The sequence below is a fragment of the Paraburkholderia diazotrophica genome (assembly GCF_900108945.1).
Lineage (GTDB): Bacteria > Pseudomonadota > Gammaproteobacteria > Burkholderiales > Burkholderiaceae > Paraburkholderia > Paraburkholderia diazotrophica.
Genome location: NZ_FNYE01000008.1, coordinates 42,286 through 57,856, shown reverse-complemented (window position 1 = coordinate 57,856; position 15,571 = coordinate 42,286). Strand labels below are relative to the sequence as shown.

Here is a 15,571-nt window from a genome sequence, read left to right as displayed (position 1 = left end):
ACGGCAAGGACGGTCGAAACAGTACGCTTCGATATCTCACGGCTGACTCAGTTCAACGATGCCGCGCCGTTCATCGCGCCGCGGTGCATCAGCATCACTTCGCGAACGAAGCGCCGCGCGTGAATATCGTGAAAGCGAAGCGCTCGAGACATCGCAGGCAAGCGACCGCCACCGATGCAAATGCGCAATCTTAAATGAGCTGGAAGCGCTGCCGCCAAGCCGCAACGCATTTTGTGAGCAAGCGCGCGTCCTTATGCGATGACGATCCGTTGCGTCAACTTGTCGCATCGACGGGTGTCGTGAGGGCGCATCAGGTGGGAAATTGGTCGCATGTGTCAAATAGTCACCATTACCCATCGATGATAGAATGCTGCGTCGCCGCGCAGCGTCTGAAGTATCCATCGCGCTGCTCACACCGATCCGCTCGAAGTTCGGCAAGGTCCCCGATAATCATGGAGTTACGCGTGTCTTCAAGACGCATTTTCCGCCCTTTGCTCGCCCTGCTTTTGATCGGGTGCGCAGGCGTATCTGGCGCTGCGAAAGCGCAAACTCAGCCCAAAGCTCCGGACACGATGGAATCGCGCGTGCAAGGCTGCACGGCATGTCACGGCACGAAAGGCCAGGGCACGGATAACGACTACTTCCCGCGTCTCGCTGGCAAGCCGGCCGACTATTTGTACAACCAGTTGAAGAACTTCCGCGAAGGCCGCCGGAAGTATCCGCCGATGAACTACCTCGTCACGTATCTCTCGGACGACTACCTTCATCAGATCGCGACGTACTTCTCGCAGCAGCGTCCGCCGTATCCGACGCCGGCCAAGCCGACCGTCTCCGACGCGACACTCGCGCGCGGCAAGGAAATCGTGCTGAACGGCGACACATCGAAGCAGATTCCCGCTTGCGCGGCTTGCCACGGCAAGGGCCTCACGGGCATGGAACCGGCTATTCCGGGCCTGGTCGGACTGCACTCCGACTACATCAGCGCGCAGCTGGGCGCATGGCGTTCGGGTTCGCGCCACGCAATCGAGCCTGACTGCATGCACACGATCGCAACGCGTCTGACGGACGCCGACGTGAACGCAGTCGCCGCATGGCTGTCCACGCAGCAGGCGCCGCAGAACCCAGTGCCGGTACCCGCCAAATCGTTGAAGACTCCGCTTGCCTGCGGCAGCGAACCGCAATAAGGCACCGGGAGAGACAAACAAATGAAACGCAAGTCTTTGTTCGCCCTTTCGGCTGTCGTCGTCGTTGCGGCTGCCGCACTCGTTCCCGTCCTGTGGTCGGGTAGCGACAACCTGCACAACGGCACCGCGATGGCGGCCACGCCGGCAGACCAGGCTGAACTGATCAAGAAGGGCGAGTACCTCGCTCGCGCCGGCGACTGTATCGCGTGCCACACGGTGCGCGGCGGCAAGACATTCGCCGGCGGCCTGCCGATGGCCACGCCGTTCGGCACGCTGTTCACGCCGAACATCACGCCTGATGACCAGTACGGCATCGGCAAATGGTCGCAGGACGACTTCTATCGCGCGATGCACACGGGCCGCTCGAAGGACGGCAGCCTGCTCTATCCGGCGTTCCCGTTCACGAGCTACACGAAGGTTTCGCGCGCCGACTCGGACGCGATCTACGCCTATCTGCGTTCGGTCCCGCCCGCATCGGTGCCGAGCCGCCCGCACGAACTCAAGTTCCCGTTCAACAACCGCAACCTGCTGATCGGCTGGCGCACGCTGTTCTTCCGTGAAGGCGAGTACAAGCCGGACCCGACCAAGTCGGTCGAATGGAACCGCGGTGCGTATCTGATCGAAGGCCTCGGCCACTGCGGTATGTGCCACACATCGATCAACGCGATGGGCGGTCCCGTCAACTCGGCTGCGTTTGCCGGCGGCCTGATCCCGCTGCAGAACTGGTACGCGCCGTCGCTGACGTCGAACAAGGAAGCGGGCCTCGGCGACTGGGACATCAAGGACATTTCCGATCTGCTGAAGACGGGCGTGTCGCCGCGCGGCGCGGTGTTCGGTCCGATGGCCGAAGTGGTTCACAACAGCCTGCAATACATGACGGACGATGACATCCACGCAATGTCGACGTACCTGAAGACGATCCCGCAGAAGAGCGAAGCGCCTGAGCATCTGCAGCTCGAGACGTCGGAGCAATTCGGCGGCGAGCTGTTGAAGCAAGGTCAGAAGGTCTACGCGGACAACTGCGCGAAGTGCCACGAAGCGAATGGTCTCGGCCAGCCGCCGAACTTCCCGCCGCTCGCGAACAACCAGTCGATCCAGATGCCGTCGGCCGTCAACCCGATCCGCATGGTGCTGAACGGCGGCTATCCGCCGAGCACGGACGGCAATCCGAAGCCGTATGGCATGCCGCCGTTCGCGCAGTCGCTGTCGAATCAGGAAGTCGCAGCCGTTGTAACGTACATCCGCCAGTCGTGGGGCAACCACGGCACGGCTGTGTCGCCGCAACAAGTGGTCGATCTGCGTTCGGCGCCGCTCGACTAAGCGCCGGTTGATGTATCGGGGCGCGGCCTGCGGTTATCGCGGCCGCGCCCTTCGCTTTTTGCAGCATCGTGTAGCATCGCGGTTTCGAAGCCCGCTTGTCTTCGACGTAACGGAATCTGACATATCGGGCGTATAACGTATGTCCAGTGTCGTTTGCCGGATGGCGCAGGCATCATGCGGGAGGAAGTACCGTGCACGTCGGGGAGCGTCTGAACAGCATCACTCACCTCGTCGGCGCCGTGTTGTCGGTGGCGGGGCTCGCAACGCTCGTGACGATGGGCGCGCTCGACGGCGATGCGTACAAGGTCGTGAGCTTCAGCGTCTACGGCGCGATGCTTTGCGCGCTGTACGGCATCTCGACGCTCTATCACAGCGTGAGAGGTCCGCGTCTGAAAGCGATCCTGCAGAAGTGCGATCACTCTGCGATCTACCTGCTGATCGCAGGCAGCTATACGCCATTCACGCTGGTCACGCTGCGTGGTCCGTGGGGCTGGTCGCTGTTCGGCGTGAGCTGGGGCCTGGCGGCGCTCGGGATCGTGCAGGAATTGACGCTCGGGCGACGCACCCGCAGCGTATCGATGGTGCTTTATGTGCTGATGGGATGGCTTGCGCTCGTCGCCATCCGCCCGCTGGTCACTGCGTTGCCGGCTGCGGGCACTGCGTGGCTCGTGGCAGGCGGGATCATCTATAGCGCGGGCATCTACTTCTTTGTCAACGACGAGCGCATCCGGCACGGACACGGTATCTGGCACCTGTTCGTACTCGCCGGCAGTCTGTGTCAATTCGTCAGCGTCGCGCGTTATGTCGCGTAAGACGCGCGGCGGTGGATGCAACTTAATGCCAGTCGACGTGTCTGCATAGCGCGTCGAGCATTCGGCACGCATCGCGCGTGCCGCCGATTTCTCCGTGAACGGTGAGTGTCGGGCGAGCGATCGCCTCGATCGCCCGGGAGCGCGCCTGATGGCTGCGTTCGCACCGTTTGCACAATTGCATTGCAAAGAGTTTTTATGTCTTTTGATTCTCTCGGCTTGTCCGAACCGCTGGTCCGCGCCGTCAACGAACTGGGCTACACATCCCCGACCCCGATCCAGCTGCAAGCCATCCCCGCCGTGCTCAACGGCGGCGACCTGATGGCCGGTGCGCAAACGGGCACCGGCAAGACGGCCGGCTTCACGCTGCCCATCCTGCAACGTCTTCTGACGATGCCGCCCGCGCCGGGCGGCAAGCGCGTCGTGCGCGCGCTCATTCTCACGCCGACGCGCGAACTCGCCGCGCAGGTCGAAGAAAGCGTGCGTGCTTACGGCAAGTATCTGAAGCTCAAGTCGACCGTGATGTTCGGCGGCGTCGGCATCAATCCGCAGATCGACGCGTTGAGGCGCGGCGTCGATATCGTCGTCGCGACGCCGGGCCGTCTGCTCGATCACATGCAGCAGAAAACGATCGACCTGTCGCATCTCGAGATTCTCGTGCTCGATGAAGCGGACCGCATGCTCGACATGGGCTTCATCCACGACATCAAGCGCGTGCTCGCGAAGCTGCCGCCGAAGCGACAGAACCTGCTGTTCTCCGCAACCTTCTCCGACGAAATCAAGGCGCTCGCCGACAGCCTGCTCGATTCGCCCGCGCTGATCGAAGTCGCGCGCCGCAATACGACGGCCGAGACGGTCGCGCAAAAGATTCACCCTGTCGATCGCGACCGCAAGCGCGAACTGCTGACTCACCTGATCAAGCAGCACAACTGGTTCCAGGTGCTCGTGTTCACGCGCACGAAGCACGGCGCGAATCGTCTCGCCGAACAGTTGACGAAGGACGGCATCAGCGCGCTTGCGATTCACGGCAACAAGAGCCAGTCGGCGCGCACGCGCGCGCTGTCCGAGTTCAAGGACGGCACGCTGCAGGTGCTCGTCGCAACGGATATCGCGGCGCGCGGCATCGACATCGATCAACTGCCGCATGTCGTCAACTTCGATCTGCCGAACGTGCCCGAAGATTACGTGCATCGCATCGGCCGCACGGGCCGCGCGGGCGCGACAGGCGAGGCGGTGTCGCTAGTATGCGTCGACGAACTGCAACTGCTGAAGGATATCGAGAAGCTGATCAAGCGCGCCGTCCCGCAAGAAGTGATCGCTGCCTTCGAGCCCGATCCGAACGCGCGTCCCGAGCCGATCCAGCGTCGCGGACAAGGCGGTGGTGGCCGTGCACCGCGTCAAGGTCAAAGCCAGGGCCAAGGGCAAGGCCAACGGCAAGGCCAGCGTCAGCCGAAGCGCGAGGGCTCGATGGGCTCGAACAACGGCGCATCGCGCGACGGTCAGCGCGGTTCGGCTTCGGGCTCGGTTTCGGCCGATAAACCGAAGCACCAGCCGCACGCGAAGCCGCAGAACGCAAAGCCCGCGCATGCGCGTCACGACGGCGCGCGTCATCAGGACAAGCCGCGCGCGGCAGCGCATGACGGCACAGCGCATGCTCCGCACGCGCCGCGCAAACCGCGCAATGCGAACCCGGGCGCGCTGCTCGGTGGCGGCAAGCCGCGCAGCGATGCGCCGCATACGCGGCGCGACGGTCAGCGCGGCAACTAACGCGAGTCGAGCGAAGCGATGCGGCCGATGCCCCCACCGGCATCGACCCCGCTTCTGACTGCTATCTCCCAGCCACCGCACCGCCGGCGGCTTTCTTCAGGTGCTCGATCTGCTGCTTCCAGCGTTCGAGTACTGCGTCTCTCCCCTCTTCCAGTTCGAACGTGATGCCGGACGTGAGCCGCGCATAACGCACTCGCTGCGCTTCGCCCGATTCGATCGATCCCGCGAAGCATGCAAGCCCGGCACCTTCTGCCTGCATCGGCGCAAACTGGAGTTGAGTCTGATAGAACGCATCATCGAATACGAACGTCAACGCGGCGCGCCCGTTGAGTCCAATCGCTCGCGCCGCGCGCGATCGCGGCCAGAGCGCGATACATAGCGTGCGCGAATCAGGCGCGTACAACTCGCCGATGCCGAGCAGCGACGTGCGCACGTGTCCGCCGCTCGTATCGACGGTCAGCAGCGACGCGGTGAATCCCACTTTCGATTCGAGCGCAGCGCCATCGAAGAGCGCGCGTAATTCGACGGGCCACTCGTCGAACACCTGTTGATCGGGCGCACGGTTTTGATCCGCGGATGCAGTCATGAATCTTTCCTCCGTCGATCGTTCGGGGCCGTTGCGTTTTCAGCGCGTACGCTTTATGGCAGTTGCCGTGTCCAATGCGAATGGCCCGCGCGTGGCGGGCCATCCGTTCGTCGTATGTCGTTCGTCAGCAGTCAGCCGGCCAGCAAGGCGCGGCCGCGGCATTCAGCGGAAGAACACGTGCTGCGTGATCTTCGCCAGCGGGTAGTGAACACCAGGCTGGATCTTCGCCGGCAGATCGAGCGGCTTGAGCAGCATCTTCACACACATATCGGCTGACAGGTTGTGCCGCACGAGCCGGTTCACGCGCGCGGCCCTGTCGCGGTTATACGCGGGATCGTTGACGCGCTCGGGATAGCGGATCGCAAAGACATGACGCAGCGCGATCTCCGAGTCTTCGTTCTTGATCTCCATCACGCGGCGCATCAGCGCGCCCAGCACCGCGAGGCGGCCATTGCCCTCGATCTTGTTGTACTTCTTGAAGTATTTGAAAAAGTGCTTGTAGTGACGCACTTCGTCGGTGCGAATGTTGTCGGTGATTTCCTTCAGCACGGGTTCATCCGAACATTCGCCGATCGCGCGATACAGCGTGGCCGTACCCGTCTCGACGACGCAGCGCGCGACCATCTCCAGCGCGCGCGTCTTCTCGAAGTCTTCGACATTGCAGGTCTTCGAATACTCTTCGAAGAAGTTGCGGAAGGCCGTATCCCAATCGAACTCGGGCCATACGTGCGCGATATAGGCCTTCAGTGCGCGGCCGTGCTGCAGCTCTTCCGGCTCCCACTCGTTATTAAGCCACGCGGACACTTCGGGATCGCCGTTGAAGAACTTGCTCAGATTGCTGGTGTAGAGGTCGGTGCCGCTCTCGATGAACGAAGCCGCGCACAGCAACAACAACAGGTCTTCATTGGCGACCGCGCGTTGACGGTCGATGCGATTGAGATCGATGTCTTCGATGCGCCAGGGCATCACGTGGGCAGCCTCGTTGTGCATAAACGTACGCTCCGAAAGCCGTAGCGCCCCGTGCGCGGGCTGATCCGTATGAATCCAGGTTCGACCGCCGCCCGTGACCACTACAGTGCCTTGCAACATTTGACTTCTTTCTTTCATCTTAGCCGTTGCTCTGCAATTTCGCAGATAACACAGCACAGACCGTGCCGGAGGGACGCAGTTCCACAAGAGCATGAGTCGAAACAATGCAAATACCGACGGTGATCAACGCCACGCATAAAAGGAATGGAAAGCGTGTGAACGCAACGCGTTAAGACCCAGCCCGAAGGCTTCGCACATGCAATCGCGCATTGCAGTAATCGACTGTAAGAAGGCGGGCTCGAAGCTCCGCTCGGGCGTTATCACGAAGGGCTTCGTTTGCGATCACAGGGCCGGCTTTCGAATCGTTGTCATCTCGAACTATTCCAGCAGGTCGGGCGCGATCCACGAGACCGATACGACGTGCGAGAGAACCGGACTCCAAGGCCCGCGCCGACGAAGGTCTTACAATACGGCCAAGCCAACCTTCGCCCGCTCATCGTGCGGCGCTCAACACAATCACCATGACACGCGACCCACGCCTCACGCTCAATGCACGTCAACAGGAACTGCTCGAGTGGGTGCAGCGCGACGGCTTCGTGACGGTCGACGACCTGGCCTCGCACTTCGACGTGACACCGCAGACGATTCGCCGCGACGTCAACTGGCTCGCCGACATGAATCTGCTGCGCCGCTATCACGGCGGCGCCAGTCTGCCGACCAGTTCCGAGAACGTGTCCTACAGTGCGCGGCAGCGGATGTTCCATGACGAGAAGCGGCGCATCGCGGCCCTCGTGGCGACGCACATTCCCGATCAGGCCTCGCTCTTCATCAACCTCGGCACGACGACGGAAGAAGTCGCGCGCGCGTTGAACCGGCATCGCGGGTTGCGCGTGATCACGAACAACCTGAACGTCGCGAGCATGATGAGCGGCTACCCGGATTGCGAGGTGCTGGTGACGGGCGGCATCGTGCGTCCGTGGGACAAGGGCATCGTCGGCGAGCTTGCGATCGACTTCATCCGGCAGTTCAAGGTCGACTTCGCGATCATCGGCACGTCGAGCATCGAGACGGACGGGACGCTGCGCGACTTCGACACACGCGAAGTGCGCGTCGCGGAAGCGATCATCGAGCATTCGCGCACCGTCTTTCTCGCCGCCGACCATTCGAAATTCGGCCGTCCGGCGCTGGTCCGCCAGGGACATCTGAATCAGATCGACTCGCTGTTCACCGATGCGCCGCCGCCGCCGGAAATGGCCGACACACTGGCCAGCACGGGCACGCAGGTCTACGTCGCGGAATGACCTTCCTTGGGACATACGCGCAGCGATCCCAAGTCTATTTCCGCCATGCTGCACCGCACGCAATACCTCCAGTGAAATCAAGGAGTTGCCGTCCAACCCGGACCGCCTCTCAGTGGTCGTGCTGTCAACGGGAAAATTTTCGGGGCCGATTTGGACTTCCCGCGGCGATTGACTACACTCCAGTTCCCCAACGTCCTTAAACGTCCTCGGACGGCAGCGAATGCACGGACGTGGGGCGATAAAGCACAACTTCAGGCCTGATCCAGGGGAATCACCGCCCGCTGGATCCTCCGCCGTCGACAGGGCCGTCGGCTGGCGCAAAGGCACCCCGAGTACGCTTGACACGGAGAGAAACGATGCTGAGTCCGCATGAATTCGCCACGTTGTTGCTCGTCAAGGACGCCCCCAATCAGGTCGACATGGAACGCGAGGAGCTCGACGCCCTGCTCGAACGACAGCTCGTTCAGCTCGAAAAACTCGCTTCTGGCTTGCAGCAATGGCGTATCACGGAGTCCGGCGACACTGCTCTGCGCGCTATCAAGCGCTTTTCCTGACGGCAAACGATCGGGCTCACCGACGACTTGCCTGTCAAACCTCCGCGTCCGCCGGCGTGTTCGCAACGAACACGCAAGCATACGGACGCCTGGACGGTCACGCGGCTTTGCCCGCCTGGCCGTCTTTACGTTTTTGCGGCTTCGGTTTTTGCGCCTCGCTTGGGTTTTTGCGTGCCATTACGCCGCGCGTTGCGCAGCCCAGTCTGATGCGCGCTCGGCGCGCTGACTGCACGCTCAGCCGCTGCGCAGCGTCGGATCGACGGCCGCGCGCCAGCTCAGCGCCTTCACGCGCTGCGCGTTGAAAAACTCCACCCATTGATTGCGCGCGTGCGGATCGCTGCTCGCGCCCTGTGATGCATAGCGCTGCGCGATCGACGCCTGGAACGCGCAGAAATCGGCTTTCGACAGCCCGCCGCGCTTGTTCGCCACATATGCATCGAACAGCGTCACATAGACGGACTGCGCGTCGTTTCCATAATCGACCCGTTGGGTGCCGCACATCGCCTGAAGATCCGCGAACGAAGGCGCGCCCAACGTCCCGCTCAGGCTCGGCGTGCTGACGCATGCTGCGAGCGCCACTGCCGTCGTCAGCGCCGCCGCGCCCATCTTCCAGAGTCCACGCATGAAATTCACCTCGTCAAACCGCTAGTTGGCTGGTTGCCGAAAGTATCGTCCGGGCGCGGCATTCGCGCCACCAGCGTCCGAAAACGCGCACCAATCCGGGCCGAGTCGAACTTTACTTTTTCGTATACGTTCATTAAAGTTTCGAAAACGAACATATCGATTTCTAGACATGCCAGCTTTTTTCTTCCGTCAAGGGCGCTTCGGGTGACGCACGATTCCATCTATGACCTGCTCGTCGTCGGCGGCGGGATCAACGGCGCGGGCATCGCGCGCGACGCAGCGGGGCGCGGCCTGTCCGTGCTCCTGTGCGAGCAGGACGATTTGGCGTCGCATACGTCATCGGCGAGCACCAAGCTGATCCACGGTGGCTTGCGCTATCTCGAGTACCGCGAATTCGGCCTCGTGCGCAAAGCGCTGCAGGAACGCGAGACGCTGCTGCGCGCGGCGCCGCACATCATGTGGCCGCTGCGCTTCGTGATGCCGCATATGCCCGATCTGCGTCCCGCATGGCTGATCCGCGCCGGGCTCTTTCTCTACGATCACCTCGCGCGCCGAGAACTGCTGCCGGGCTCGCGCGGCATCGACATGCGCCGGCATCCCGCCGGTGGGCCGCTCGTCGATTCGATCCGGCGCGGCTTCGTCTATTCGGACGGCTGGGTCGACGACGCGCGCCTGGTCGTACTGAACGCGCTCGATGCGTGCGAACACGGCGCGACGATCCTGACGCGTACGAAGCTCGTCGGCGCCGAAAGAACGAGCGGCGCGAACGGCGAATGGCATGCGCGGCTTGTGCGCGCGGACGGCTCGACGATCGCGGTGCGCGCGCGCTCGATTGCGAACGCGGCCGGGCCGTGGGTCGGCGAACTGCTGCGCGGTCCGCTTTCGCGCGGCCGCGATGCGAACTACAGCGTGCGGCTCGTGAAGGGCAGTCACATCGTCACGCGACGCCTGTTCGACCACGATCACGCGTACATCTTCCAGAACCCCGACAAGCGCATCATCTTCGCGATCCCGTACGAGCGCGACTTCACGCTGATCGGCACGACCGATCTCGAGTACGGCGGCGATCCGTCGAAAGTCGCGATCACCGAAGAAGAAACGCGGTATCTGTGCGACTCGATCAACCGCTACTTCAAGAAGCCCATCGCGCCGCGCGACGTGTGCTGGACGTACTCGGGCGTGCGCCCGCTGCTCGAGGACGAAAACGCGGACAACCCGTCGGCCGTGACGCGCGACTACCGGCTCGAACTCGATGCGCCTGCCGGCGAAGCGCCGCTGCTGTCGGTGTTCGGCGGCAAGATCACGACGTTTCGCAAGCTCGCGGAAGAAGCCGTCGACGAACTCACGCGCGCCTTGGGTGATGTGAGACCGTCGTGGACAGCGCGCGCGCCGCTGCCCGGCGGCGATATCGCGGATGCCGATTTCGAGCGCTTCGCGGCGCAGTTCCAGCAGCAGCACGCATGGCTTCCCGCCGATCTCGCGCGCCGCTTTGCGCGCGCATACGGCACGCGCGCTGCGCGGGTGACAGGCAACGCGCGTTCGCTCGCCGATCTTGGTCATCGGTTTGCACCTGGCCTGTATGAAGCGGAATTGCGCTATCTGCGCGACACGGAATGGGCGACGACGGCACGTGATGTGCTATGGCGCCGCTCAAAGCTCGGGCTGCATGTCGAGCCGGGCACGATCGACAACGTCACGCGAGAAATCGACGCATGGTTCGCACGAGAACCGTCGAAGCAGCACGCCTGCAACTAGCCAATCAGGAACGCTTGCGCGCGCCTCGGCGTCACATGCAACAATCCGCGCAAGCACGTCGCGTTCACGCGACCGGGGCGCGAACCCGCGCCCATCCAACAAGATACGCATGGAGAAGACAATGCAGGATCAGTACATCCTGGCGCTAGACCAGGGCACCACCAGTTCGCGCGCGATGCTGTTCGACCGCAACGGCAATGTCGTCTCGATGGCGCAGAAGGAGTTTCAGCAGTTCTATCCGCGTCCGGGCTGGGTGGAGCACGATCCGCAGGAAATCTGGTCGACGCAGGCAGGCGTCGCCGCCGAAGCCGTCACGCGCACCGGGCTGAACGGCACGTCGATCGCCGCAATCGGCATCACGAACCAGCGCGAGACGACCATCGTCTGGGATCGCGAAACGGGTCAACCCGTCTACAACGCGATCGTCTGGCAGGACCGGCGCACGGCCGACTTCTGCGACCAGTTGAAAGCGCAAGGCCTCGAAGACATGGTGCGCGCGAAAACGGGCCTGCCCATCGATTCGTATTTCTCCGCGACGAAAATCCGCTGGATTCTGGACAACGTCGAAGGCGCACGCGAAAAGGCGAAGCAAGGCAAGCTCGCGTTCGGCACGGTCGACAGCTGGCTCATGTGGAACTTCACGAAACACGGACTGCACATCACCGACGTGACGAACGCTTCGCGCACGATGCTCTTCAACATCCATACGCTGCAATGGGACGACGAACTGCTCGCCGCTTTCGACATTCCGCGCAGCATGCTGCCCGAAGTGCGTCCATCGTCCGAGGTGTACGGGCCGACGAAAACGACGGTGTTCGCGTCGACGATTCCGCTGGCGGGCATCGCCGGCGATCAGCACGCGGCCCTCTTCGGCCAGATGTGCACGCGCTCGGGGATGGTGAAGAACACCTACGGCACCGGCTGCTTTCTCGTGATGAACACGGGCACGAAGCCCATCGAATCGAAGAACAATCTCGTGACGACGATCGCCTGGCAGATTGGCGATCAGGTCAACTACGCGCTGGAAGGCAGCATCTTCATCGCGGGCGCCGTCGTGCAATGGCTGCGCGACGGGCTCGGCGTCATCCGCAGCGCGTCGGAGGTCGAAGCGCTCGCGCGCGGCGTGCCGCATTGCGACGGCGTGTATCTTGTGCCAGCGTTCGCGGGTCTCGGCGCGCCGCACTGGAACGCGCGCGCTCGCGGCACGCTGTTCGGCGTCACGCGCGGCACGACTTCCGCGCATATCGCGCGCGCGGCGCTCGATTCGATCGCGTATCAATCGGTCGATGTGCTGAAGGCAATGGAAGCGGATTCGGGCATTCACATCGACGAACTGCGCGTCGATGGCGGCGCGTGCGCGAACAATCTGCTGATGCAGTTTCAGGCCGATATTCTCGGCGTCGATACCGTGCGTCCGCAGGTCAGCGAAACGACGGCGCTCGGCGCCGCGTATCTCGCCGGTCTCGCAACGGGCTACTGGAAGGACATCGCCGAACTGCAAAGCCAGTGGAAGCTCGAACACCGCTTCTCGCCGTCGATGCCCGCCGACGAAGCGAAAGCCTGTCTCGCGGGCTGGCAGCGCGCGATCCGCGCCGCCAAAGCGTGGGCCGACGCGCCCTGATGCGGCGCTGCACCTTCGCACACGTCCCTCCGGTTAGCCTGCATGCCCGCTTGACGCGTGAAGCTGCGAAGCACGTATCATGTCGCTTTCAGTCCGCCGCGCGGCCTGTCGTTTCATCGGCGCGCCGACGCTTGTGGGCTGTGCTTTCCTTCAGTATTTCCGCATGATCGATCATCTCATTTGCGACTGCGACGGCGTGCTCGTCGACAGCGAAGTCATCGCCGACCGCGTGATGCACGACACGCTCGCCGCTGCGTTTCCGGCACTCGATTTCCACGAGATCTGCAAGACGGCTTTCGGCCAGCAGACGTCGCGTTTTCTGAAGAGCGTCGAAGCAGCCTTCGAAATCGTGCTGCCCGCCGCTTTTCTTCAAACCGTCGAGGCCAACGTCGAGCTGGAGTTTGCTTCGTCGCTCTCCGCGATCAGCGGCGTTCGCGATGCGTTGCAGCGCGTGACGCTGCCCGTCGCCGTCGTATCGAATAGCCATATGGCGCGCGTCAGCGCATCGGTGCGCCGTGCCGGGCTCGCAGAAATTTTCGGGCCGCGCGTGTTCAGCGCCGAGCAGGTCCCGCGCCCGAAGCCTTACCCCGACGTGTACCTGTTCGCCGCGCAACAACTCGGCGTCGATCCGTCGCGCTGCATCGTCGTCGAGGACAGCGTCGCCGGCTTGAATGCGGCGCGCGCGGCGGGCATGAAGACGATCGCGTTCGTCGGCGCGAGCCACATTCCCGATGGTTACGCCGACGTGCTGCGCAATATGGGCATCACGCGGATCATGCAGCACATGGACGAACTGCCCGCGCTGATCGATGCAGGCGTGCGCGGAGAGTTTGGCGACGTGCAGTCGTAGCGCCTGGTGCAGCGCCGTCGAATACAGACTCACTTCGAACGAAAAGACCCGCGTATCGTCACGCGGGTCTTTTCAATTCGACTGAACGCTTCGCCGCATCATGCTTCGTCGGCGCATAGTTCACGCGCCGCCGCCAACGCCTGGCGGAACTCGACCAGCTCCGCAATGGTCAGCATCGGCATATTGTGTTTCGCGGCGAACTGTTCGATGTCTGCGCCGCGCATCATCGTGCCGTCGGCGTTCATCAGTTCGCACAGCACGCCTGCGGGCTTCAGCCCGGCGAGCGTGACCAGATCGACTGTTCCTTCCGTGTGGCCGCGGCGCGCCAGCACGCCGCCCGGCATCGCTCGCAGCGGATACACGTGGCCCGGACGCACGATGTCCGAAGGCTTCGCGTGATCGGCGATCGCGGCGCGGATCGTCGTGATGCGGTCGGCCGCCGACACGCCCGTCGACACGCCCTCGCGCGCCTCGATCGATACCGTGAACGCCGTCGTGTTGCGGCTTTCGTTGTGAACCGTCATCGGCGGCAGATCGAGCGCGCGCACCTTGTCGTCGGTGAGGCACAGGCAGACGATGCCGCTGCATTCGCGAATGAAGAGCGCCATCATTTCAACGCTCATTCGCTCGGCGGAAACGATCAGATCGGCTTCGTTCTCGCGGTCATGGTCGTCCTGAAGCACGACGGCGCGGCCCTCACGCAACGCGGCAAGCGCAGCGGCGATACGCGGCGGAACGGGTTCGGTGGCAAGCAGTGGAAGATCGGCCGTCGCGTCGTCGGCGACGATCGGCGAAGCGGGCCAGACAGATGCAGCAGACGGGGATACAACGGACATGTGAAACGCTCCTCGCAAGAGTGTGGGCGAAAAACGTTTCAGGGCATTGCAAACAGACAAACGCGCCCTGCGGGCCGCGAGCGCGCGTCCATCCAGCGACAGACGACACACCCGCGCCGCTCGCGACGACGAGCAGCACGGCAGGCAGGAACAGTCAGATGACTATCTGCACATCTTCTTCCATCCGGACTTTGACCGTCGGCTCTGGCCTCTCACCAGATCTGCTGACCCTGCGACGAAACGACGATGCAGGCGCTCGCGGGCTCGCAGACTCTCGCACGATGTGCGCCGCCTGCATACCGCCGGTGGGGAATTTCGCCCCGCCCTGAAGACGTACTGATTGCCGGAACGATCCGGCTCGCAGAGGATACAACAACCGCGCGCGGCGTGCAGCCCGCGCGTACTGGATGGTTCACGCTTCGGAATGAGCGCGCGCAGGCGGCGTATTTTCCGTGACGTCCTTCGCAGATTCCTTCGCAATCTCCCAACGCGGCGGCGTCTCCGCGTTCACCGTCACGCGAAACGCGCGCGCTTCCGTGTCGCCGGGATTGCGCAGGCTGTGCGGCTGATCGGCATCGAAGACGATCGAATCGCCCGTCGCGAGCAACTGGCGGCGCTCGTGTACGCTGACCTCGATCGTCCCCACGCTGACGACGAGATTCACCGTCGTCCCCGGCGCGCGGCGCGTGCCCGGCTCGGTGTGCAGCGGCGCGATGCGGAGCTCGTGGAACTCGGCCGTCGACGGCTCGGCGTCGGGATACAGAGCGCGCGTCCAGAAGCGGCCATTCGACGTGACCAAGAGCGCGGTCCTGTCCGCGGGCAAGTGCTCGAAGCCGTTCACGGCATGCTGGCGCAGGAACGCGGCCACCGACACCTTCAACGCCGCCGCGACCTTGCACAGCACCTTGATCGACGGCACGCTGCGCGCCGATTCGATCTGCGCGAGCATCGCGCGCGAAACGCCCGACGCGCGGGCCAGTGCATCGAGCGACAACTGACGTTCGGCGCGCAGCCGCGCGAGATTCACGCCGACGCGATGTTCAAGCGCATCGAACTCCGACGCGCGCGCTTCGTCATGTGCGTGCAGCACATCGTCTTGACCGTGATGATCGTTAGAACCGTCGGAACGATTGGATGCGCGGTCGCGCACGAGCGCAAGCGGTGATTGCATGGTTGCCTCCTGACACCCCGCGGCAAAGCGGAGCAAGCATGAATGGAGGCAAGCCTAGCATCCGGCTTTCACCCGCCCAACGAAGTTATCTTCACACTGTTATCACGATCGCAGAGGACGCTTATGCACTGGCGTGCGATGCGAACAGCAAGTGTCGTTGACGG

At 63.3% G+C, this 15,571-nt stretch carries 14 protein-coding genes and 1 riboswitch; of the genes, 9 read left to right on the top strand and 5 right to left on the bottom strand.

The annotated features are described in order from the left end of the window. The first annotated feature begins 452 nt into the window (after positions 1-452). The 4 genes from BMW76_RS12815 (at position 453) to BMW76_RS12800 (ending at position 5,080) form a co-directional block, all read left to right on the top strand. Positions 453-1,184, top strand: a complete 732-nt coding sequence (locus tag BMW76_RS12815; protein ID WP_090865511.1) for a c-type cytochrome — start codon at positions 453-455, stop codon at positions 1,182-1,184. A 21-nt stretch (positions 1,185-1,205) separates the two neighbouring features. Then, a complete protein-coding gene (locus tag BMW76_RS12810; RefSeq protein ID WP_090865510.1) occupies positions 1,206-2,504 on the top strand; it encodes a c-type cytochrome in 1,299 nt (432 codons plus the stop codon). Positions 2,505-2,695: 191 nt separating this feature from the next. Next, positions 2,696-3,316: a PAQR family membrane homeostasis protein TrhA gene (gene trhA / locus BMW76_RS12805; RefSeq protein ID WP_090865509.1), complete on the top strand. Its 621-nt coding sequence runs from the start codon at positions 2,696-2,698 to the stop codon at positions 3,314-3,316. A 195-nt stretch (positions 3,317-3,511) separates the two neighbouring features. Next, positions 3,512-5,080, top strand: a complete 1,569-nt coding sequence (locus tag BMW76_RS12800; protein ID WP_090865508.1) for a DEAD/DEAH box helicase — start codon at positions 3,512-3,514, stop codon at positions 5,078-5,080. A gap of 61 nt (positions 5,081-5,141) precedes the next feature. Here the strand turns inward: BMW76_RS12800 and BMW76_RS12795 are convergent, their stop codons facing one another. Continuing rightward, complete coding sequence (locus BMW76_RS12795) at positions 5,142-5,666, bottom strand: hypothetical protein (RefSeq protein WP_090865507.1); 525 nt, start codon at positions 5,664-5,666, stop codon at positions 5,142-5,144. Between the two features lie 162 nt (positions 5,667-5,828). Continuing rightward, a complete protein-coding gene (locus BMW76_RS12790) occupies positions 5,829-6,656 on the bottom strand; it encodes a ferritin-like domain-containing protein (protein WP_090865506.1) in 828 nt (275 codons plus the stop codon). Between the two features lie 560 nt (positions 6,657-7,216). Between BMW76_RS12790 and BMW76_RS12785 the strand changes: the two genes are divergently transcribed. After that, positions 7,217-7,996, top strand: coding sequence for a DeoR/GlpR family DNA-binding transcription regulator (locus BMW76_RS12785; protein ID WP_090865505.1), 780 nt, complete (start codon positions 7,217-7,219; stop codon positions 7,994-7,996). Between the two features lie 356 nt (positions 7,997-8,352). After that, the gene (locus BMW76_RS12780) at positions 8,353-8,550 is read left to right on the top strand and encodes a hypothetical protein (RefSeq protein ID WP_090865504.1); all 198 of its coding nucleotides are present in this window, start codon (positions 8,353-8,355) and stop codon (positions 8,548-8,550) included. Positions 8,551-8,784: 234 nt separating this feature from the next. Here the strand turns inward: BMW76_RS12780 and BMW76_RS12775 are convergent, their stop codons facing one another. Next, complete coding sequence (locus BMW76_RS12775; RefSeq protein WP_090865503.1) at positions 8,785-9,174, bottom strand: hypothetical protein; 390 nt, start codon at positions 9,172-9,174, stop codon at positions 8,785-8,787. A 204-nt stretch (positions 9,175-9,378) separates the two neighbouring features. Here BMW76_RS12775 and glpD point away from each other — a divergent pair, with 204 nt between their 5' ends. From glpD to BMW76_RS12760, 3 genes are all read left to right on the top strand, one after another. Next, on the top strand, positions 9,379-10,929 hold the full coding sequence (gene glpD, locus BMW76_RS12770; RefSeq protein WP_090865502.1) for a glycerol-3-phosphate dehydrogenase: 1,551 nt from the start codon (positions 9,379-9,381) through the stop codon (positions 10,927-10,929). Positions 10,930-11,050: 121 nt separating this feature from the next. Then, a complete protein-coding gene (gene glpK, locus BMW76_RS12765) occupies positions 11,051-12,550 on the top strand; it encodes a glycerol kinase GlpK (RefSeq protein WP_090865501.1) in 1,500 nt (499 codons plus the stop codon). A gap of 163 nt (positions 12,551-12,713) precedes the next feature. After that, positions 12,714-13,400, top strand: coding sequence for an HAD family hydrolase (locus tag BMW76_RS12760; RefSeq protein ID WP_090865754.1), 687 nt, complete (start codon positions 12,714-12,716; stop codon positions 13,398-13,400). Positions 13,401-13,498: 98 nt separating this feature from the next. Here BMW76_RS12760 and ribB read toward each other — a convergent pair whose 3' ends face one another. Beyond that, positions 13,499-14,236 carry a 3,4-dihydroxy-2-butanone-4-phosphate synthase gene (ribB, locus tag BMW76_RS12755; protein WP_090865500.1) on the bottom strand — a complete coding sequence of 246 codons (738 nt, stop codon included), beginning with the start codon at positions 14,234-14,236 and terminating at the stop codon, positions 13,499-13,501. Between the two features lie 168 nt (positions 14,237-14,404). Beyond that, a riboswitch (FMN riboswitch) is annotated at positions 14,405-14,573 on the bottom strand. 75 nt (positions 14,574-14,648) lie between these two features. After that, positions 14,649-15,407: a helix-turn-helix domain-containing protein gene (locus BMW76_RS12750; protein ID WP_090865499.1), complete on the bottom strand. Its 759-nt coding sequence runs from the start codon at positions 15,405-15,407 to the stop codon at positions 14,649-14,651. Positions 15,408-15,571 lie beyond the last annotated feature (164 nt).

What these genes read in the sequence shown, in the direction of transcription:
- BMW76_RS12790 (WP_090865506.1), bottom strand. Translation starts at nt 6,656, where the DNA reads ATGCACAACGAGGCTGCCCACGTGATGCCCTGGCGCATCGAAGACATC.
- BMW76_RS12800 (WP_090865508.1), top strand. Translation starts at nt 3,512, where the DNA reads ATGTCTTTTGATTCTCTCGGCTTGTCCGAACCGCTGGTCCGCGCCGTC.
- BMW76_RS12760 (WP_090865754.1), top strand. Translation starts at nt 12,714, where the DNA reads ATGATCGATCATCTCATTTGCGACTGCGACGGCGTGCTCGTCGACAGC.
- BMW76_RS12785 (WP_090865505.1), top strand. Translation starts at nt 7,217, where the DNA reads ATGACACGCGACCCACGCCTCACGCTCAATGCACGTCAACAGGAACTG.
- glpK (WP_090865501.1), top strand. Translation starts at nt 11,051, where the DNA reads ATGCAGGATCAGTACATCCTGGCGCTAGACCAGGGCACCACCAGTTCG.
- BMW76_RS12815 (WP_090865511.1), top strand. Translation starts at nt 453, where the DNA reads ATGGAGTTACGCGTGTCTTCAAGACGCATTTTCCGCCCTTTGCTCGCC.
- BMW76_RS12775 (WP_090865503.1), bottom strand. Translation starts at nt 9,174, where the DNA reads ATGCGTGGACTCTGGAAGATGGGCGCGGCGGCGCTGACGACGGCAGTG.
- ribB (WP_090865500.1), bottom strand. Translation starts at nt 14,236, where the DNA reads ATGTCCGTTGTATCCCCGTCTGCTGCATCTGTCTGGCCCGCTTCGCCG.
- BMW76_RS12810 (WP_090865510.1), top strand. Translation starts at nt 1,206, where the DNA reads ATGAAACGCAAGTCTTTGTTCGCCCTTTCGGCTGTCGTCGTCGTTGCG.
- BMW76_RS12795 (WP_090865507.1), bottom strand. Translation starts at nt 5,666, where the DNA reads ATGACTGCATCCGCGGATCAAAACCGTGCGCCCGATCAACAGGTGTTC.
- BMW76_RS12750 (WP_090865499.1), bottom strand. Translation starts at nt 15,407, where the DNA reads ATGCAATCACCGCTTGCGCTCGTGCGCGACCGCGCATCCAATCGTTCC.
- BMW76_RS12780 (WP_090865504.1), top strand. Translation starts at nt 8,353, where the DNA reads ATGCTGAGTCCGCATGAATTCGCCACGTTGTTGCTCGTCAAGGACGCC.